We start from the raw sequence: 17,294 nt of genomic DNA on the forward strand, positions 1-17,294 counted from the left end.
CGCGGGCACCGCAGCGAAGGTTCATTCTTAACGACTGTCCCGAAAGGACTACTGCCGTTATGGCCAAGATCATTGCATTTGATGAAGAGGCACGCCGCGGTCTTGAGCGGGGCCTGAACATCCTCGCCGACGCCGTCAAGGTCACCCTCGGCCCGCGTGGACGCAACGTCGTCCTCGAAAAGAAGTGGGGCGCCCCCACGATCACCAACGATGGTGTTTCCATCGCCAAGGAGATCGAGCTGGACGATCCTTACGAGAAGATCGGCGCCGAGCTGGTCAAGGAAGTTGCCAAGAAGACGGACGACGTCGCCGGCGACGGCACCACCACCGCCACCGTGCTGGCACAGGCCCTGGTCAAGGAAGGCCTGCGCAACGTCGCGGCCGGCGCTGATCCCCTGTCCCTCAAGCGCGGCATCGAGAAGGCCGTCGAGGCTGTCACCCGCGAACTCCTGGCCTCCGCCAAGGAAATCGAAACCAAGGAAGAGATTGCCGCCACCGCGTCCATCTCTGCCGGTGACAACGAGATTGGCGCCCTGATTGCCGAGGCCCTGGATAAGGTCGGCAAGGAAGGCGTCATCACCGTCGAGGAGTCCAACACCTTCGGCCTGGAGCTGGAACTCACCGAAGGCATGCGCTTCGACAAGGGTTACATCTCCGCTTACTTCGTCACCGACGCTGAGCGCCAGGAAACGGTCCTCGAGGATCCGTACATCCTGATCGTCAACTCCAAGATCTCCAACGTCAAGGAACTGGTTGCTGTCCTCGAAAAGGTCATGCAGTCCTCCAAGCCGCTGCTGATCATTGCCGAAGACATCGAGGGCGAGGCCCTGGCCACGCTCATCGTCAACAAGATCCGTGGCACCTTCAAGTCCGTCGCCGTCAAGGCTCCGGGCTTCGGCGACCGCCGCAAGGCGCAGCTCGCGGACATCGCCATCCTCACCGGTGGCCAGGTCATCTCCGAGGAAGTCGGCCTCAAGCTGGAGACCGCCGGACTCGAACTCCTGGGCCGCGCCCGCAAGGTCGTTGTGACCAAGGACGAGACCACCATCGTCGAGGGCGCAGGCGACGCAGACCAGATCGCCGGCCGCGTTTCCCAGATCCGCGCCGAGATCGAGAACTCCGATTCGGACTACGACCGCGAGAAGCTGCAGGAGCGCCTGGCCAAGCTGGCCGGCGGCGTTGCAGTCATCAAGGCCGGTGCCGCAACCGAAGTTGAACTCAAGGAACGCAAGCACCGCATTGAGGACGCCGTCCGCAACGCCAAGGCTGCTGTCGAAGAGGGCATCGTCGCCGGCGGTGGCGTTGCCCTGATCCAGGCCGGTGCCAAGGCGTTCGCCAACCTGCAGCTCGACGGCGACGAGGCAACGGGTGCGAACATCGTCCGCGTCGCCATCGACGCCCCGCTGAAGCAGATCGCCTTCAACGCCGGCCTCGAGCCGGGCGTTGTGGTGGACAAGGTCCGCGGCCTGCCCGCAGGCCACGGCCTGAACGCCGCCACCGGCGAGTACGTCGACCTGCTGGCTGCCGGCATCAACGATCCGGTCAAGGTCACCCGCTCTGCCCTGCAGAACGCGGCGTCCATCGCCGGCCTGTTCCTCACCACCGAGGCCGTTGTGGCCGACAAGCCCGAGAAGGCTGGCGCCCCGATGGGCGGCGGCGACGACATGGGCGGCATGGGCGGCATGGGCGGTTTCTAACCGCGCATAGCAAGCAGCACTGGATGTCGCTGAGCAATCAGCACTGAACGTCTAGTACAAAACGACGGCGGTCCCTCCTTCGGGTGGGGCCGCCGTCGGCGTTGGGCCTCGTGAAAGGGGCGGAGCCGGTGGCGCAGTGGCAGCGGGGCATTTGTGGGGGCGGAGGTCTGGCAGGATGGTGCAGTGACGATTACAGCGGCAGCCGACGGTTCGGCTTTAGGAAATCCCGGCCCGGCCGGATGGGCCTGGTACGTGAACGACGACTGCTGGCGAGCCGGGGGATGGCCGCACGGCACCAACAACATGGGCGAGCTCATGGCCGTGCTGGATTTGTTCCGCTCCACCGCGCATCTGCCGGGCGAAGACCTGCACATCCTCTGCGACAGCCAGTACGTCATCAACTCCGTCACCAAATGGATGCCGGGCTGGAAGCGGAAGGGGTGGCGCAAGTCCGACGGCAAGCCGGTCATGAATGTCGAGCTGCTCAAGGAGATCGACCAGGCGCTGGTCGGCCGCAAATACAAGTTTGAATGGGTGCGCGGCCACGCCGGGCATGACCTCAACGAGGCGGCGGATGACCGTGCCAGGGCCGCGGCCACGGCCTATCAGCAGGGAGTCGCTGTGCGCCAGGGCCCCGGGTTCGGCGCCGCAGAAGAGGCTATGGCAGCAGCACCGGGACCCGCAGCACAGGCAGCACCGGCTGGAGGGCAGGCGGCGCCCCGCGCGGCGCAGGCTCCGACCGGCCGGCAGCCGCTGTTCGGCGAACCGACGCTCTTCGACGAACCCGACCTCTTCAGCGAACTCGACGAGGACATCACGCCCGCACCAGGCACGGACGCGAGCCCGGAAACGATCGTCGAGGCACTCGAGCGCGAACTCCTCCAGCCGGAAACACGCGCCGACCTCGGACGTACCGGAGTGCTGCTGCACCCGGACTTCACCGAAATCGGCAGCTCGGGACGGATCTGGACCCGGGACGCCATGATGATGTCCCTGGAAGAGAACCCGGGCGGTCCCGCCGAGCTGGAAATGCTGGGCGCAGACCGTCTGGGCGAACAGACCATCCTCCTGACCTACCGCACCCACACCCGCACGGGAACGGCCCTGCGCAGCTCCCTGTGGGTCCATGACGGCGCCCAATGGCGGCTCCGCTTCCACCAGGGCACCCCCGAAGCCTGAGCCGCCCACCGGCGTACCGGAAGGCCGGTCAGCTGAACCGTTGGGTGTTTGTCAGTTCGGCCTGGGCGTAGCTCGCCGCTGCGGAGTTCAGCGCCAGGTTGATCGACGCGAGGGATGCTTCGACTTTCCCCTGGGTCAGCGTCCACTCGGCGACAAGGGCCTGGAAGTTGGTCGCGGCCGCACCGCGCCACGTGCCCTGCAGCTCGTCAAGGCCGCGTTTCATGGCCTGGACGTCGGCACCGATCCGGTCGACCGTGGCTTTGACGTTTGCTGACTTGAGCTGGAGAAGTTCCGTATCAACGGAGATGATGCTCATGGCGTGGCCTCTCTACAGTGCCTGATCCGGGCTCTCCGGACACTTCGAGCCTAGGCAGGCCGCGGCCCCCGGGCACGGGGCGGGCCACGGTATGTGGAAAAGCCGCACAGACACCGGCGGATTACTCCGCGGCGCCGTCACGGGCGCCGGCACCGGCACTGGAGCCCTGGTCGGCCAGGGAGTCGTCCAGGAACGGCAGGCTGACCACCAGGGTCGCGCCGCCGCCGTCCGTCTTCGTGACCCTGACCGTGCCGGAATGCGAGCCGACGATGGCCGCGACGATCGCCAGTCCCAGCCCGCTGCCGCCGGTCTCCCGCGTGCGGGAAGTGTCGGCGCGGTAGAACCGCTCGAAGATGCGCGCTGCTTCCTCGTCCGGGACTCCGGGGCCGTGGTCGCGGACCTCGATGACGGACTGCCGGGTGCCGTCCCCGGCGGTCCGGACGCCGACTGCCAGTTCAATGGGCGTGCCCTCGGGGGTGTAGCGCAGGGAGTTGCCCACAAGATTCCCGACCACCTGGCGCAGTTTGGCCTCATCGCCCAGGACCGGGGCCGGGCCGGGGGCGCCGCCGTCGAGCCCGGTCAGGGTGATAACCCGGCCGCGGTCGCTCGCCTGGGTGTCCACGACGGCGTCGTTGGCAATCAGCAGCAGATCGGCAGGCTTCTGCTGGAGCGGCCGCTGCTCGTCGATCCTGGCCAGCAGCAGCAGGTCCTCCACCATGGCGCCCATCCGTTTGGCCTCGCTCTCGATCCGCCCCATGGCGGTCGCCACATCCTCCGGGGTGGACAGGGCGCCGTGCCGGTACAGCTCGGAGAAGCCGCGGATCGTCACGAGCGGGGTGCGCAGTTCATGCGAGGCGTCGGCGGCGAAGCGGCGCATCCGGGCCTCGGAGGCCATCCGGGCGGCGAAGGCCGTTTCGATGTGGGCAAGCATGGCATTGAGGGAGCTGCCCAGCCGGCCCACCTCCGTGTTGGGGTTTTCGATTTCCACCCGGCGTGAGAGATCGCCCGCCGCAATGGCCGCGGCGGTCTTTTCGACCCGGGCCAGCGGCCGGAACGACCGGGAAATGCTCCAGGTGGCGATGAAAAAGGCCAGGACAAGGGTCAGCAGCCCGACGCCGACCACCACCAGGACGGCATGTTCCATAACGGAATCGACCGGCCACAAGGGGAGCCCGATGACCACCACGGAGCTGCGGTTGTTGCTGTCCACAACATTGAGCGCGACCACCCGCCAGTTGCGTCCGTCCGTGCCCCGGACCTGGAAGGGGTTCTGCTGCCGGTCCGCGGTCTCGGCGGCGGTGATGCTGGTGATGTCGGGGCGGACTTCCTTGTTCCCGCCGAACGGCACCGGCGGCTGCCCCGGCGCGAAGAGCATCAGGGAGTAGTCCGTGGGGATGCTCTGGTTCTGGTCCTGCAGCTGGCTGAAGGACTGCTGCTGGCGGACCGAGGCGACCGCGGCCCGCAGCTTGTCGTCGACCTGCCCCTGCAGGTAGCTATGCAGCAGGGTCAGGGTGCCGGCGCCGGTGGCGGTGAGGGCCACCAGCATCAGCGCGGTCATAATGGCGACCAGCTGCGACCGCAGCGACGCCGACTTCCAACGGTGCAGCAACAGGGTCAGCGCTTCTCGGCCGTCCGCAGCACGTAGCCGACGCCGCGTTTGGTCTGGATCAGCGCCGGGGCGTCGGGATCAATGTCCACCTTGCGGCGCAGATAGGAAATGTAGGACTCCACGATCGAGGCGTCGCCGTTGAAGTCGTATTCCCAGACGTGGTCCAGGATCTGGGCCTTGGACAGCACGCGGTTGGGGTTCAGCATGAGGTAGCGCAGGAGCTTGAATTCGGTGGGCGACAGCTCGATCACCGTGCCGCCGCGGCGCACCTCGTGGGCGTCGTCGTCGAGTTCCAGGTCATCGACGCGGATGACCGCGTCGTCGTCCTGCAACGGCTGGGTGCGGCGCAGCACGGCTCGGATGCGGGCCACCACCTCGTCGAGGCTGAACGGCTTGGTGACGTAGTCGTCGCCGCCCACGGTCAGGCCCATCACCTTGTCTTCGGTGTCATCCTTGGCGGTCAGGAAGAGGACGGGGAAGTGTTTGCCCGCAGCGCGCAGCCTGCGGGTGACGGTGAAGCCGTCCATATCCGGCAGCATGACGTCCAGGACGGCCAGATCCGGGGAATGGAGATCCGCCGCCGCCAAGGCCTCGCGCCCGTTGGACGCCGACACGACTTCGAAGCCGGCAAAGCGCAGGGACGTGGACAGCAGCTCGCGGATGTTCGGTTCATCATCGACGACGAGCAGCTTGGCTTCGGGACCGTTCTTTTTCATGATTCCCATGATCCTCCCAGACTCTGGGAGTTTTCTGAATGCCAGATGTGCGTTGCGTGTTCCCGGCACGCCCGGTTGCCGGTACGCCGCGCACTGCCCGGGGCCCAGGAGTTCCGGGCGGTCAGCTCACTGTCCCGACGTCCTTGGCGTCCATGATCCGGTAGGCGTAGCCCTGCTCGGCCAGGAAGCGCTGGCGCTTGGCCGCGAAGTCCTGGTCCAGCGTGTCCCGGGCCACCAGGGAGTAGAAGCGTGCCGCGCGGCCGTCCTTCTTGGGCCGCAAAAGCCGGCCAAGGCGCTGGGCCTCCTCCTGCCGGGAGCCGAAGGAGCCGGAGACCTGGATCGCGACGGACGCCTCGGGCAGGTCGATGGAGAAGTTGGCGACCTTGGACACCACGAGGGTCTGCACGTCGCCGGCGCGGAAGGCATCAAAGAGTTTCTGGCGTTCTTTGACGGATGTGTCGCCCTTGATGACCGGCGCCTGCAGGCGCTCTCCGATCTCGTCCAGCTGGTCGATGTACTGGCCGATCACCAGCAGCTGCTCGCCGGCATGCTCGGCGACGAGCTGTTCCACCACCAGGGTCTTGGATTCGGACGTGGCGCACAGCCGGTACTTGTCGGCGTCCTCGGCCATCGCGTAGGCCACGCGTTCGTCGCGGGGCAGGTCGATCCGGACCTCGACGCAGTCGGCGGGCGCGATGTAGCCCTGCGCCTCGATGTCCTTCCACGGCGCGTCGTAGCGCTTGGGTCCGATCAGGCTGAAGACCTCGCCCTCGCGGCCGTCTTCGCGGACCAGCGTGGCGGTGAGGCCGAGCCTGCGGCGGGCCTGCAAATCCGCCGTCATCCGGAAGATCGGGGCGGGCAGGAGGTGGACCTCGTCGTAGATGATGAGTCCCCAGTCGTTGCCGTCCACCAGCTCCAGATGGGGGTACAGCCCGCCCCGCTTGGTGGTCAGGACCTGGTACGTGGCGATCGTGACGGGACGGACCTCCTTGACGGAGCCGGAGTATTCGCCGATCTCCTCCTCGGTGAGGGACGTCCGCTTGAGGAGTTCGTCCTTCCACTGCCTGGCGGACACCGTGTTGGTCACCAGGATCAGGGTGGTGGTGGAGCTGGTGGCCATCGCGGCGGCCCCCACCAGTGTTTTGCCTGCCCCGCACGGGAGCACGACGACGCCGCTGCCGCCGGCCCAGAACTTCTCCATCGCCAGCTGCTGGTAGGGGCGGAGCTTCCAGCCGGACTCGTCGAGCATGATGGGGTGCGGCGTGCCGTCGACGTAGCCGGCCAGGTCCTCGGCAGGCCAGCCGATCTTCAGCAGCAGCTGCTTGAGCTGCCCGCGCTGGGAGGAGTGCACCACAACGGTTTCGCCGTCGATCCTCGGGCCCAGCAGAGGTGCGATCTTCTTGGCGCGGCTGACTTCCTCCAGCACCGGATAGTCAGAAGTGCGCATGACCAGTCCGTGCTGGGAATCCTTTTCGAGCCGCAGCCGGCCGTACCGGGACATGGTCTCTTCGACGTCGATCAGCAGGGAATGCGGCACGGGGAAACGCGAGTACTTCAGCAGTGTATCCAGCACTTTTTCGGCGTCGAGGCCGGCGGCCCGGGCGTTCCAGAGGCCCAGCGGCGTGAGCCGGTAGCTGTGGACGTGTTCGGGGGCGCGTTCCAGTTCGGCGAAGGCGGCGATGGCGTGGCGTGCTTCGGTGGCGAGTTCGTGGTCGACTTCGAGCAGGATGGTCTTGTCACTCTGGACGATCAGCGGTCCGTCGTTCACTGGAGCAATTCCTCTGCGGCTTCTACGTCAATAATCCGGTGGATGGACAGTACACGTTCGGTGTCCTTCTCCGGATCGAACACCCGGACCCGTCCACCGTTCACAGCTACCGGAACAACAGTTTCCCGCACGGAATTCCCCAGGCTATCGACGACGTTCATCACCACGCGCTGTTTGAGCCGGATCGCCTTTTGCAAGGTCTCCAGGCCCAGCTGGGTTGCCTCCTCGCTGCCGGGGGCCGCGGCGGGATGTCCGGCGGCGCCCCCCGCTGAGGGCCGTCCGCTGCGCAGCACCGCCAGCTGGGCGTCGACGTCGGCTTCCGGAGGGGCGGTTCGCGGGGCGCTGTAGACCGGCCGGGCGCTGCCGGGCAGCGCGGTGGTGCGGCGCAGCCGGATGCCGCCGGCCTCGGATTCCTCGACCGCCGGGGACAGCCCCAGGCTCCGAAGGACATGCGCTGTGTCCCGGGGCGCGGCGTGCGAGACAAGGACGGTGGGTGCGATCCGGACCAAGCCGAGGCCGGACGCGCCGGGCGTGTTCAGCAGTTCCAGGAGCGCCGTCTCGTCGTCGCTCTGGATGAAGCTCGTGGCGGCCCCCACCCGCAGCCTGGCATGGCGGGATGCCGTGTCCTCGATCAGATACTTCAGCGGCTGCGGGATTGCTGTGGCCGAGTGCAGGCCCAGGAAATCCAGCAAGGCCTGGGCATCCTGGCCCGCGTCGAGCGCGCGCCGGACCGAGGAGACGGAGAAACGGTAGATCGTGGCCGGGCCCTGGCCTTCGGCGTCGGCCATGGTGAGGAGTTTTTCGGTCAGTTCCGGAGCGAGGTAGCCGGGCGCGACGGCGGTGAGATCGGCCTGGAGCAGCACATGGTTCAGGGCCGCCGGCAGGTGTTCGCCCAGGATTCCCAGCGCCTCGTCAGGATTTTCGGCGGCGATTGCCGCCCCGATCTGGCTGAGGGCGCCCGAACCGATGAGGCCGAGCATCTCCGCCTCGGCCAGGACACCCCGGATCAGGGAGCTGAAACGCCGTGCCATCCGGGGCTGGGTCCAGTCGGCGCGCTCCAGCACCGCGGCGGCGTCCAGCACCGGGGCCTGCCCGTCCGACGCCGCGGCCTCCTGGGTCAGTTCAGCCAGAATTTCCAGGATCCGTTTCCGGACCACCGGGGCGTCCGGGCGCTGGGCTTCGGCCGAAAGGGCGTTGATGGTACTGCCGGCGGCGCCGCGGTGGCCGGCCATGGCAGCGGACTGGCCGTTGACGGGCTGTCCGACGAGGGAGGGCGCCCGCTCGCTGGCGAGCCAGGCATTGACGAGCCAGAGCCACTGCTCCTGCCGCGGAAGCGTCAGCCATTCAAGCTGCGCCGGCTGGACCCAGGCGGAACTGTCCACGTCCAGGCGGATGAGTCCGGCCAGGGCGCACAACTCCGCCAGCACACCGGCGTCGTGCATCTCGAGACGCAGCCCGTCCGCGAGGCGCTTCAGCTCGCGGACGCCCACGCCGCCGCTGCGCAGGGTGACGAGGGGCTGCTCGCGGACGATATAGAGCAGTTCACCGACCAGCCGCAATGTCTCGGCGATGGCGCCCAGCGCGGCATTGCGGCGCAGGGCGGCCGTGGTGGAACCCAGCCGTGGCACCGGGGGAGTCAGCGCGAACTTCTCGATGACAAAGCCGCCGCGCAGCGAGACGCCGACGCTGTGCGGAAGTTCAACGTGGGCCGCGTCCAGCGGCACCAGCAGCCCGCGGGCGAGGAGCCAGCCCACCGGCCCGACGTCGGCGGGCTCGTGCAGCACGGAGGCGCGCCGTTGCGCCTGGGGCACGGCGCCCATGGCCCAGTTTCCGAAGCGTGCGAGCAGCGCGGTGGTGCGTTCCGGGGCGGTGTCCAGGATCTGCCGGAGGGACTCCGGTGTGGCCGTCCAGTGCTGCAGCGACAGGGCGGCTTCCATCGGCGTGGTCGCGGGGGAGACCGCCGCGCCGCTGCGGTGGAGTTCCGCGACGAGCTGGACCACGCGCTGCGCGAAGGCCGGCTGGAGCCGCACGAGTTCGGTGTAGCTGCGCCCCAACCCCGCCGGATAGATGCCGATCACGTCCTTGAGGCTGCCCACCGGCAGGTAATACCGCTGCTTCGGCCCGGCGGCCGGGGCGCCGTGCGGTGGCTCCGCCCGGTGGACGAGGGCCAGTTCCTGCAGCGAATGCAGCATCTTTTCGATAGAGGCCAGCGTGGAGCCGTTGATCAGCTTCTTCAGCATCGGGGCGGAGGCGCTGTGCCCGGTATCGGTGTTGGTGCACAGGTGCAGGGTTTCGAGGACCTGCATTTCCGGGCGGTTGAGCCGCTCCAGGGCGCGTTGCACACTGACGCGGCCGCTTGCCCGGGCGGCGAGTGCCGCGAAGTCCGGCACGCCCGGGGAAATGAGGTCCGGCCGCGCGGAGAACAAGGCACGCAACGAATCATCGCTGCGTGCCTGCAGTTCCTTGCTCAGTGCGCGGATAAGGGACATCAGTGCAAGGCTACCTTTCGTCCGGCCCTCGTGTGCGCCGGCGGGCTGCCACGCCGTCGACCACAAGCAAGAGCATCAGCAGGAAGGCCACGGGAAGCCCGTAGAGGGCCGTGGAGGTGATCCACACCGGCGACACGGCATTGTTGAAGGCCATCGCCATCACGACGCCGACTGCCGCGAGCGACAGCACAGCGGCGACGGCCGCGACGATCAACAGTGGCCGCCGGAATCGCAATGGAGTCATGGAGCTAACGCTAACAGTCCGGCCTGTTCCGCGCCCCAAACGGCCAAAGTGGGCCGGGCAGGATAACCTTGAGGGAACAGACCAACACGGTCCGGGCAGTCATACCCTGAACCCGCATATCAATGCGGATGCGGTGACCGCCGGCCGTGTCACCCGCAGAACGAAGAAGGTTGATTACGTGCCTACCGGCAAGGTCAAGTGGTATGACAAGGAAAAGGGCTTTGGATTCCTCGCGGGCGAGGACGGTCAGGAAGTCTTCCTGCCGAAGTCAGCGTTGCCTGAGGGCGTAACCGAGCTCAAAGCCGGCACCCGGGTTGAATTCGGCGTGGCCGACGGGCGCAAGGGTGCCCAGGCCCTGGGCCTGCGGGTGCTGGACAAGACACCGTCCATCGCCAAGGCCAAACGGCCCAGCGCGAAGGACCTCGCCCCGCTGGTGCAGGACCTCGTCAGCGTGCTGGACAACCTGTCCGGAACGCTGTCCGCGGGCAAGTACCCGGAAGGCAACAAGGGCAAGGCGATCGCCGTCGCCCTGCGTAAGGTTGCCGACGAGCTGGACGCGTAAGGCCCGGCGATGACTCCGGAAACCGATCAGACCGCGCCCGCCTCCGGGGACAGCGCCGCCGGGGACAAGAAAGCCGGAACCAAAGTGGGCTCCAAGCCGCGCGCCGGGGTTCCCGTCTGGCGCACCGGCAAGCCGGATGCCTTCCTGGCCGCCGCCGTCGACGTCGCCCGCGCGGCTATCGAGGGCATCGCCCCGGCCGAACAGATCGGCCAGCACCTTGCGGCCAAGAGCGAAGGCGACCGCCTGGTCACGCACCTCTTCGAGTCCAAGCTCGCCGGCTACGGCGGCTGGCAGTGGTACGCCGTGCTGACCCGGAACTCCAGGTCCAAGGCTGTTACGGTCGACGAGCTGGGCCTGCTGCCTTCCGAAGACTCGATCCTCGCGCCCGAATGGATTCCGTGGGCCGAACGGGTCCGCCCCGGCGATGAGCAGGGCGAGGACGAACCCGGAGAAACCGCGCCAGTGGCGCCCCGGGAGGACACAGACGAGGCCGCCCCCGGCGCTGACGCCGCGCCGGAAGGCTCCGAAGACGACTCCGAAGACGACTCCGAAGACGCCGCCGGAGACGCTCCGGAAGGCGAGTCGACCGCCGCGGAGGCTGACTAGCGGTTGGAACTCTCAGGGACGCCGCGCAGTGAGGGCTGGACATGATGTCCACCTTCAAGTCCCTGCATATCCTGAACTACCGGATCTGGTTCATCGGGGCCGTCATCTCCAACATCGGGACCTGGATGCAGCGCACTGCCCAGGACTGGCTGGTCTTTGACCACCTGACCGAACACGATGCCGGCGCCATGGGCATCACCATGGCCCTGCAGCTCGGGCCCCAGCTCTTCCTCGCCCCGGTGGCCGGGCTGATGGCCGACCGCTTCAACCGCAAACAGCTGCTCGTCCTGACCCAGTCCGCCATGGCGCTGCTGAGTGCAGCCCTCGGCATTCTCGTGGTGTCCGGAGCCGCCGAACTGTGGCACGTTTACGGTTTTGCCCTGCTGCTGGGCGTCGTTTCCGCCCTCGATGCCCCCGTGCGCCAGACCTTCGTCTCCGAACTGGTCCGGGACGACTACCTGCCCAACGCCGTGGCCCTCAACAGTGCGTCCTTCAACGTGGCCCGGATGATCGGCCCCGCTGTGGCCGGCATCCTCACGGTCGCCGTCGGTCCCGGTTGGGTTTTCCTGATCAACACCCTGACCTTCGTGGCTTTGCTGCTGAGCCTGTGGAAGATTCCCACCGCGTCGCTGCGCCAACTGCCCCGGGCCGCGGCGGGCAAGGGCCGGATCCGGGAGGGGCTGCGCTACGTGCGCTTCAGGCCGGACATCGTGGTGGTGCTGGTAGGGGTCTTCATCGTGGGCACCCTGGGCCTGAACTTCGTGCTGTTCATCGCGGCCATGGTCGGAACGGAATTCGGCCTGGACGCCAGCGCCTTCGGGCTGATGAACTCCGTCATGGCCATCGGCTCCGTTGCCGGCGCCCTGCTGTCCGCCGGGCGCAAGAAACCCAGGCTGCGGATCATTTTCGGGGCCGCCGGCGCCTTCGGCGTGGCCTCCGGCGTCGCAGCGCTGGCCCCCAGCTACTTCTGGTTCGGCGTGGCGCTGGTTCCCGTGGGGCTCTTCGCCATCACGATGATGACCAGCGCCAACGGCTACGTCCAGACGACCACGGATCCCGTAATGCGGGGCCGCGTGATGGCCCTCTACATGGCGATCTTCATGGGCGGGACGCCCATCGGGGCGCCCCTCGTGGGCTGGGTCGCGAACGTCGCCGGTCCCCGCTGGTCGCTGAGCGTCGCGGCGGCCTCCGGCCTCATCGCGGCCCTGATCGGGCTTGTGTGGATCATCCGCGCCAAGCAACTCAGGATCAGGTTCGACCGCAGGGCCCGCGGGCTGCGCCACTTCCGCGTCGTGGCTGCCGGCCCAGGCGGAACGGGCCCGGACTCAACCGGCCCTGGCGAAGCCGGTCCGGACGCGGGCGGTCGCTAACGACGACGGCGCCGCCCGGGTAGAGGACCCGGACGACGCCGTCGACCGCGGCGGAGCTGACGCTGCCAGCTCCGCCGGTTGCGGGGGGAGTTACTTCTTCAGCTCGCCCACGACGAAGTCGATGCATTCCAGCAGCGCCGACACATCGTCCGGCTCGATCGCCACAAACGTTGCGATGCGGAGCTGGTTGCGGCCCAGCTTGCGGTAGGGCTCGGTGTCCACGATGCCGTTGGCGCGGAGCACCTTGGCAATCGCCGCGGCGTCGATGGCGTCGTCGAAGTCGATAGTCGCAATGACGTTGGAGCGGTCCTCGGCCTGCGCCACGAACGGGGTGGCATATTCCGAGGCCTCGGCCCAGCGGTAGATGCGGCCGGCGGAATCCGCGGTCCGGGCGGAGGCGAAGTCCAGCCCGCCGTTCGCGTTGAGCCACTGCACCTGGGCGTCGAGGGTGACGAGCGTGGCCAGCGCGGGGGTGTTGTACGTCTGGTTCAGCCGCGAGTTGTCAATGGCGGTCTGGAGGTCCAGGAAGTCCGGGATCCAGCGGCCGCTGGCCTTGATCCGTGCCGCGCGCTCGAGCGCGGCCGGGGAGAACAGGCCGAGCCACAGGCCGCCGTCGGACGCGAAGTTCTTCTGCGGGGCGAAGTAGTAGACGTCCGCTTCAGCGACGTCGACGTCCAGCCCGCCGGCCGCCGACGTGGCGTCAACCAGCACGAGGGAGCCTGCATCGGCGCCGGCCACACGCCGGACCGGGGCGGCCACGCCAGTGGACGTCTCGTTCTGCGGCCAGGCGTAAACATCGACGCCGGCCTCAGCCTGCGCCGCCGGGCGGGTCCCCGGCTCGGACTTGATGATGGAGGAGTCCGCGAGGAAGGGTGCCTTGTTGGTGGCGGAGGCGAACTTCGAGCCGAATTCGCCGAAGGACAGGTGCTGGGCCTTGTTTTCCACGAGCCCGAAGCTGGCAATGTCCCAGAATGCGGTCGACCCGCCGACGCCCAGGATGACCTCATAACCCTCGGGTGCGCGGAAGAACTGGCTAAGCCCGTTCCGGACCGATCCCACGAGGTTCTTGACCGGCGCCTGGCGGTGGGATGTACCCAGCAGCCCGGAAGCCGCGGCAAGGGCTTCCATCTGTTCCGGGCGGACCTTGGACGGTCCGGCGCCGAACCGGCCGTCCTTGGGCAAGAGGTTGGCGGGAATCGTGATGCTGGTGTCGCTCACAGTGGCTCCAATTTTCGGCTGGTACAAAGCGTGGCTCGGCAGGTGGCCCGGCAGGGTGGCTGCAACGGAGCCTTGCGTTTCATTCTGCCTGACTGCCCGGCGGGGGAGGCAAAAAAGTCCGTCATAGTCCGGTCACTGAGATTATCCGGAGTAATTCAAAATAGGCTAAGCTGACCTGCGAACGTACGGCGGACCCCGCCAGGGCGCAAGCAGCACGCGGTACGGTGGGAACACGCAAGGACGGCGCTCGAGGAGCTGAGCTGAATGACGGATCTGATCGATACCACCGAGATGTATCTTCGGACCATTCTGGAACTTGAAGAAGAGAACATCGTTGCCCTCCGCGCCCGCATCGCCGAACGGCTGCGTCACTCGGGTCCCACTGTTTCCCAGACCGTCGGCCGCATGGAGCGCGACGGCCTGGTGGTTGTTTCCGGCGACCGGCACCTTGAGCTGACGGAAACCGGCCGGAAACGTGCCATCGAAGTCATGCGCAAGCACCGCCTTGCCGAGCGCCTGCTGGCGGACGTCATCGGGCTCGACTGGGCCTATGTGCATGAGGAAGCCTGCCGCTGGGAACACGTCATGAGCGAGCGGGTGGAGCGGCGGATTTTCGAGCTGCTGAATCACCCCACCGTGTCTCCCTATGGCAACCCGATTCCGGGCCTCGCGGAACTTGGTGGCCTGCCTTCCCAGCCCTACGGGGATGGGGTTGTGAACCTGCTCGAAGCCATGGCGGGCTACGGTCCGGAATCCCGGGTCATGGTCAACCGGCTGGCCGAGCCCATCCAGGTGGAACCGGAACTGCTCGTCCAACTCGAGGAAGGCGGCATCCGGCCCGGCGCCCTGGTGTCGCTGGAGCGGGTCGGGGAGTACATCTCCGTCCGGGTACCGGACATCGAAGGCGCCCTGGAACTTCCGCCCGAGGTTGCGGCCCACGTCTTCGTTACCGTGGGTTAACAGCCCTTAACCCACTGCTCATCGGACGACCCATGAGTTGTGCACAGGCTCGATAACGGATTTATCTCTGCAAGGCTTAATCGCCTATAGTTGAACACTAGTACCGATACCAAAGCGTTATCTGATCCGAAGCCGAGCTCTGCCAGCGGATCAGTAGCAGAGTCACCTTCTGGCAGGGGCGGGGGAACCACTTCCGGCTGTTCAGCAGCCTTGGGGTGAAGTCCGTCAGCGGCAAGCGCACACCACCGAGGGACTCTTTGGATGCCTCTGTGTCTGGACGCCTGCCACGGCGGACCGGGTCTTTGATCTCTCTGACCCGAATCCGACAGCTAACTTCGCAGGCTCTCCAGAGAGGAACCGTTCTTGACCACCCAGACCACCAGGGGCCGCCGTCGTGCGACCGGTCCCGCTCCGGAGCCGCGTCCGGCCGTCGCCATCATGGCAGACCGCCCACGTGACCCGCACCGTGACGAACGCAGAGGCCGCCGCAGCCCGTTCCGCCAGGTAACAGACTTTGCCGCCGCCAGTGGCGTGGGGCAAAAAGCCGGCATTGCCTTGGCTGCTACGGGTCTGGTCCTCACCGTTACCGTCCCCGCCACGGGCCCCGTCATGGCCACCAACACTGGATCCACGGGATCCATCTCGGCCGCGGTCCAGCCGGATGTCACGGCCGGCGAGGCAAAAATCGACTTCAACCGGACCGCCGTCACCACCCAAGGCGACCCGGACGGAAAGCTCAAGCAGCTGCTGAGCGCCCAGTCCGTGGGTTCGATCACCCGCGCGGCCTCCGCAGGCAGCCTCGGGGCGCCGCTGGCCCAGCTGAAAACCGCGTCACCCTTTGGATACCGCGTCAGTCCCATCACCGGCGGTTCCGGCGAGTTCCACCGCGGCCAGGACTATGCCGCCCAGTGCGGCACGGCCGTCATGGCTGCTGCCAGCGGAACCGTGACGTTCACGGGCTGGCACCCCTACGGTGGTGGCAACCGCGTAGTAATCGACCACGGCAACGGCCTGGAGACCACCTATAACCACTTGTCCTCAGACACCGTCAAGGTGGGCCAGCAGGTCTCCCGCGGCGATGTCGTGGCGATGAGCGGCACCACCGGCGCCTCCACAGGCTGCCACCTTCACTTCGAGGTCATGGTCAACGGCGAAGTTGTTGACCCGACCGGCTGGCTTTAACAAAGCTGATCGGACGCTCTCGCATTCTTGTGACACGCCGTGATCCGAATGTGACATTGAGTCCCAACTGTTGTACGTTTGACCTACGCCAACTTTTCCGAAGTTGGCGCTCTTGAGTGGATTGCCTAGCTCTGCCACCGCTCAAGGTCCGTTCGCATTACATCGTCTGGCAGGGGCGGGGGAACCAATTTTGGTCTTCGAAAGAAGGCCTTGGGGTTAAGTCGCAAAGCTTCCCAGGAAGCGGCGCGGCCGGGTGACTCCCATCCGAATCCGACAGCTCACCTCGCAGGCATTGGGAGAGGCTACTTTCGTGTCTTCACGCCACAATGCTGCGCGTCACCGCGCTTGCGCGGCTCTTACGAGCCCGCTGAAATCCGACTCCCGGGCCGCCCTTGCCGGCGCCCGGAACGGATCTCACACCGCCGCCTCAATCTCTGCTGAGTCCGGCCCGCAGGCTATGCACCTGCACGCAGTTTCTGCTTTTGGCGCGTCTTCGCAGTACACCCTTCGCTAACTAACCCATTCGGGGCGATCCGGCGTACCCCCAAGATGCCGGAGCGTCCTCAGCCTGCGCCTGAAAGCGCGGCCACAGGATCACGAAAGAGAGAACTTAATGACTACTCGTGCAAACGCACGGCACCGCGCCGAGGTCACCAAGACCAACTCGCTGGCTGTTATTGCTAAGACTGTCGGAGACAACGCCGGTGGCATGGGCCGCCAGGCAGCAGTCATCGCTGCAGCTTCCGGCCTCGTCCTGACCAGCGGCATCGCGGCCAACGCTGCTGAGGCCAATGTCCAGCGCGAGTCCACCTCCGCTTCCACGCTCGAAGTCCAGTCCGCGGCCCCCGCGACCATCTCGGCTGCTTCCAGCATTGCGATCTCCTACGAGAAGCCGGCTGTCACCACCACTGCTGCCCCCGTCGTCGAGGCCCCGAAGCCCGTCGTAAAGGTCCAGGAAACGCCGACCGCCAAGACCGCCAGCACCAAGATCGGCGCCACCGCTGCCGTGGCCGGTACCAACGTCGCCAGCGGCATGGGCGCCACGATCGCCTCTGCCGCCTACGCCCAGATCGGCGTTGGCCAGGACTGCACCGCGCTCGCCACGAACGCTCTGGCCGCTGCGGGTATCAACTACCACGGCTGGCCGGCAGGTTACCTGTCCCTCGGCCGCACCGTGAGCGCCGCCGAGGCACAGCCGGGCGACCTCGCGTACTACCAGAACGGTGGCGCTGGCATGGCCCACATCGCCGTCTACGTCGGCAACGGCATGGCCGTTCACGGCGGCTGGAACGGTGGAACCACCTCCCTGCAGAGCGTGAACGTCGGCTCCGGCCCGGTCTTCATCCGCGTCGGCGGCTAAAGACACCAACTGTTACAA

Annotated in this window: 15 protein-coding genes and 2 riboswitches; of the genes, 8 read left to right on the plus strand and 7 right to left on the minus strand. The window is 67.0% G+C overall.

Annotation, left to right across the window (positions count from 1 at the left end; translation table 11 throughout):
- Positions 1-59: 59 nt before the first annotated feature.
- Together groL and LDO13_RS03260 are read left to right on the plus strand one after the other, a co-directional pair.
- Complete coding sequence (gene groL, locus LDO13_RS03255; protein ID WP_224048638.1) at positions 60-1,697, plus strand: chaperonin GroEL; 1,638 nt, start codon at positions 60-62, stop codon at positions 1,695-1,697.
- 183 nt (positions 1,698-1,880) lie between these two features.
- Positions 1,881-2,876, plus strand: a complete 996-nt coding sequence (locus tag LDO13_RS03260; RefSeq protein ID WP_224048639.1) for a ribonuclease HI family protein — start codon at positions 1,881-1,883, stop codon at positions 2,874-2,876.
- 28 nt (positions 2,877-2,904) lie between these two features.
- Here the strand turns inward: LDO13_RS03260 and LDO13_RS03265 are convergent, their stop codons facing one another.
- The 6 genes from LDO13_RS03265 to LDO13_RS03290 all read right to left on the minus strand — a co-directional run bounded on the left by LDO13_RS03265 (position 2,905) and on the right by LDO13_RS03290 (position 10,018).
- The gene (locus LDO13_RS03265) at positions 2,905-3,192 is read right to left on the minus strand and encodes a WXG100 family type VII secretion target (protein WP_224048640.1); all 288 of its coding nucleotides are present in this window, start codon (positions 3,190-3,192) and stop codon (positions 2,905-2,907) included.
- A gap of 121 nt (positions 3,193-3,313) precedes the next feature.
- Positions 3,314-4,801, minus strand: a complete 1,488-nt coding sequence (locus tag LDO13_RS03270) for a HAMP domain-containing sensor histidine kinase (protein ID WP_224048641.1) — start codon at positions 4,799-4,801, stop codon at positions 3,314-3,316.
- Positions 4,802-4,806: 5 nt separating this feature from the next.
- On the minus strand, positions 4,807-5,517 hold the full coding sequence (locus tag LDO13_RS03275) for a response regulator transcription factor (RefSeq protein ID WP_069952599.1): 711 nt from the start codon (positions 5,515-5,517) through the stop codon (positions 4,807-4,809).
- Positions 5,518-5,638: 121 nt separating this feature from the next.
- The gene (locus LDO13_RS03280) at positions 5,639-7,285 is read right to left on the minus strand and encodes a DNA repair helicase XPB (protein WP_224048642.1); all 1,647 of its coding nucleotides are present in this window, start codon (positions 7,283-7,285) and stop codon (positions 5,639-5,641) included.
- A complete protein-coding gene (locus LDO13_RS03285) occupies positions 7,282-9,774 on the minus strand; it encodes a helicase-associated domain-containing protein (RefSeq protein ID WP_224048643.1) in 2,493 nt (830 codons plus the stop codon). The genes LDO13_RS03280 and LDO13_RS03285 overlap by 4 nt, the downstream gene beginning before the upstream one ends.
- A gap of 10 nt (positions 9,775-9,784) precedes the next feature.
- Complete coding sequence (locus LDO13_RS03290) at positions 9,785-10,018, minus strand: hypothetical protein (RefSeq protein ID WP_224048644.1); 234 nt, start codon at positions 10,016-10,018, stop codon at positions 9,785-9,787.
- Positions 10,019-10,196: 178 nt separating this feature from the next.
- Here LDO13_RS03290 and LDO13_RS03295 point away from each other — a divergent pair, with 178 nt between their 5' ends.
- Genes LDO13_RS03295 through LDO13_RS03305 form a run of 3 tightly spaced genes read left to right on the plus strand, consistent with a single transcriptional unit; the run spans position 10,197 to position 12,556 of the window.
- Positions 10,197-10,580, plus strand: coding sequence for a cold shock domain-containing protein (locus LDO13_RS03295; RefSeq protein ID WP_024366560.1), 384 nt, complete (start codon positions 10,197-10,199; stop codon positions 10,578-10,580).
- Positions 10,581-10,589: 9 nt separating this feature from the next.
- On the plus strand, positions 10,590-11,186 hold the full coding sequence (locus LDO13_RS03300) for a DUF3027 domain-containing protein (RefSeq protein ID WP_224048645.1): 597 nt from the start codon (positions 10,590-10,592) through the stop codon (positions 11,184-11,186).
- A 44-nt stretch (positions 11,187-11,230) separates the two neighbouring features.
- Positions 11,231-12,556 (plus strand): MFS transporter, encoded by a 1,326-nt coding sequence (locus LDO13_RS03305; RefSeq protein WP_346347036.1) that lies wholly within the window; start codon positions 11,231-11,233, stop codon positions 12,554-12,556.
- 90 nt (positions 12,557-12,646) lie between these two features.
- Here LDO13_RS03305 and serC read toward each other — a convergent pair whose 3' ends face one another.
- Entirely contained in the window at positions 12,647-13,774 is a 1,128-nt protein-coding gene (serC, locus tag LDO13_RS03310; protein ID WP_224048647.1) for a phosphoserine transaminase, read from the minus strand.
- A 264-nt stretch (positions 13,775-14,038) separates the two neighbouring features.
- On the opposite strand from serC, the gene LDO13_RS03315 reads away from it, so the two are divergent.
- The 3 genes from LDO13_RS03315 (at position 14,039) to LDO13_RS03325 (ending at position 17,276) form a co-directional block, all read left to right on the plus strand.
- On the plus strand, positions 14,039-14,734 hold the full coding sequence (locus LDO13_RS03315; protein ID WP_224048648.1) for a metal-dependent transcriptional regulator: 696 nt from the start codon (positions 14,039-14,041) through the stop codon (positions 14,732-14,734).
- Positions 14,735-14,854: 120 nt separating this feature from the next.
- Positions 14,855-15,093, plus strand: a riboswitch (cyclic di-AMP (ydaO/yuaA leader).
- A 4-nt stretch (positions 15,094-15,097) separates the two neighbouring features.
- The gene (locus tag LDO13_RS03320) at positions 15,098-15,916 is read left to right on the plus strand and encodes a M23 family metallopeptidase (protein WP_224048649.1); all 819 of its coding nucleotides are present in this window, start codon (positions 15,098-15,100) and stop codon (positions 15,914-15,916) included.
- Positions 15,917-16,038: 122 nt separating this feature from the next.
- A riboswitch (cyclic di-AMP (ydaO/yuaA leader) is annotated at positions 16,039-16,222 on the plus strand.
- A 307-nt stretch (positions 16,223-16,529) separates the two neighbouring features.
- Entirely contained in the window at positions 16,530-17,276 is a 747-nt protein-coding gene (locus tag LDO13_RS03325; RefSeq protein WP_224048650.1) for an NlpC/P60 family protein, read from the plus strand.
- Positions 17,277-17,294: the final 18 nt, after the last annotated feature.

It is taken from the genome of Arthrobacter sp. NicSoilB4 (genome assembly GCF_019977335.1).
Classification (GTDB): domain Bacteria; phylum Actinomycetota; class Actinomycetes; order Actinomycetales; family Micrococcaceae; genus Arthrobacter.

What these genes read in the sequence shown, in the direction of transcription:
- groL (WP_224048638.1), top strand. Translation starts at nt 60, where the DNA reads ATGGCCAAGATCATTGCATTTGATGAAGAGGCACGCCGCGGTCTTGAG.
- LDO13_RS03265 (WP_224048640.1), bottom strand. Translation starts at nt 3,192, where the DNA reads ATGAGCATCATCTCCGTTGATACGGAACTTCTCCAGCTCAAGTCAGCA.
- LDO13_RS03275 (WP_069952599.1), bottom strand. Translation starts at nt 5,517, where the DNA reads ATGAAAAAGAACGGTCCCGAAGCCAAGCTGCTCGTCGTCGATGATGAA.
- LDO13_RS03285 (WP_224048643.1), bottom strand. Translation starts at nt 9,774, where the DNA reads ATGTCCCTTATCCGCGCACTGAGCAAGGAACTGCAGGCACGCAGCGAT.
- LDO13_RS03290 (WP_224048644.1), bottom strand. Translation starts at nt 10,018, where the DNA reads ATGACTCCATTGCGATTCCGGCGGCCACTGTTGATCGTCGCGGCCGTC.
- LDO13_RS03300 (WP_224048645.1), top strand. Translation starts at nt 10,590, where the DNA reads ATGACTCCGGAAACCGATCAGACCGCGCCCGCCTCCGGGGACAGCGCC.
- LDO13_RS03305 (WP_346347036.1), top strand. Translation starts at nt 11,231, where the DNA reads ATGTCCACCTTCAAGTCCCTGCATATCCTGAACTACCGGATCTGGTTC.
- LDO13_RS03315 (WP_224048648.1), top strand. Translation starts at nt 14,039, where the DNA reads ATGACGGATCTGATCGATACCACCGAGATGTATCTTCGGACCATTCTG.
- LDO13_RS03325 (WP_224048650.1), top strand. Translation starts at nt 16,530, where the DNA reads ATGACTACTCGTGCAAACGCACGGCACCGCGCCGAGGTCACCAAGACC.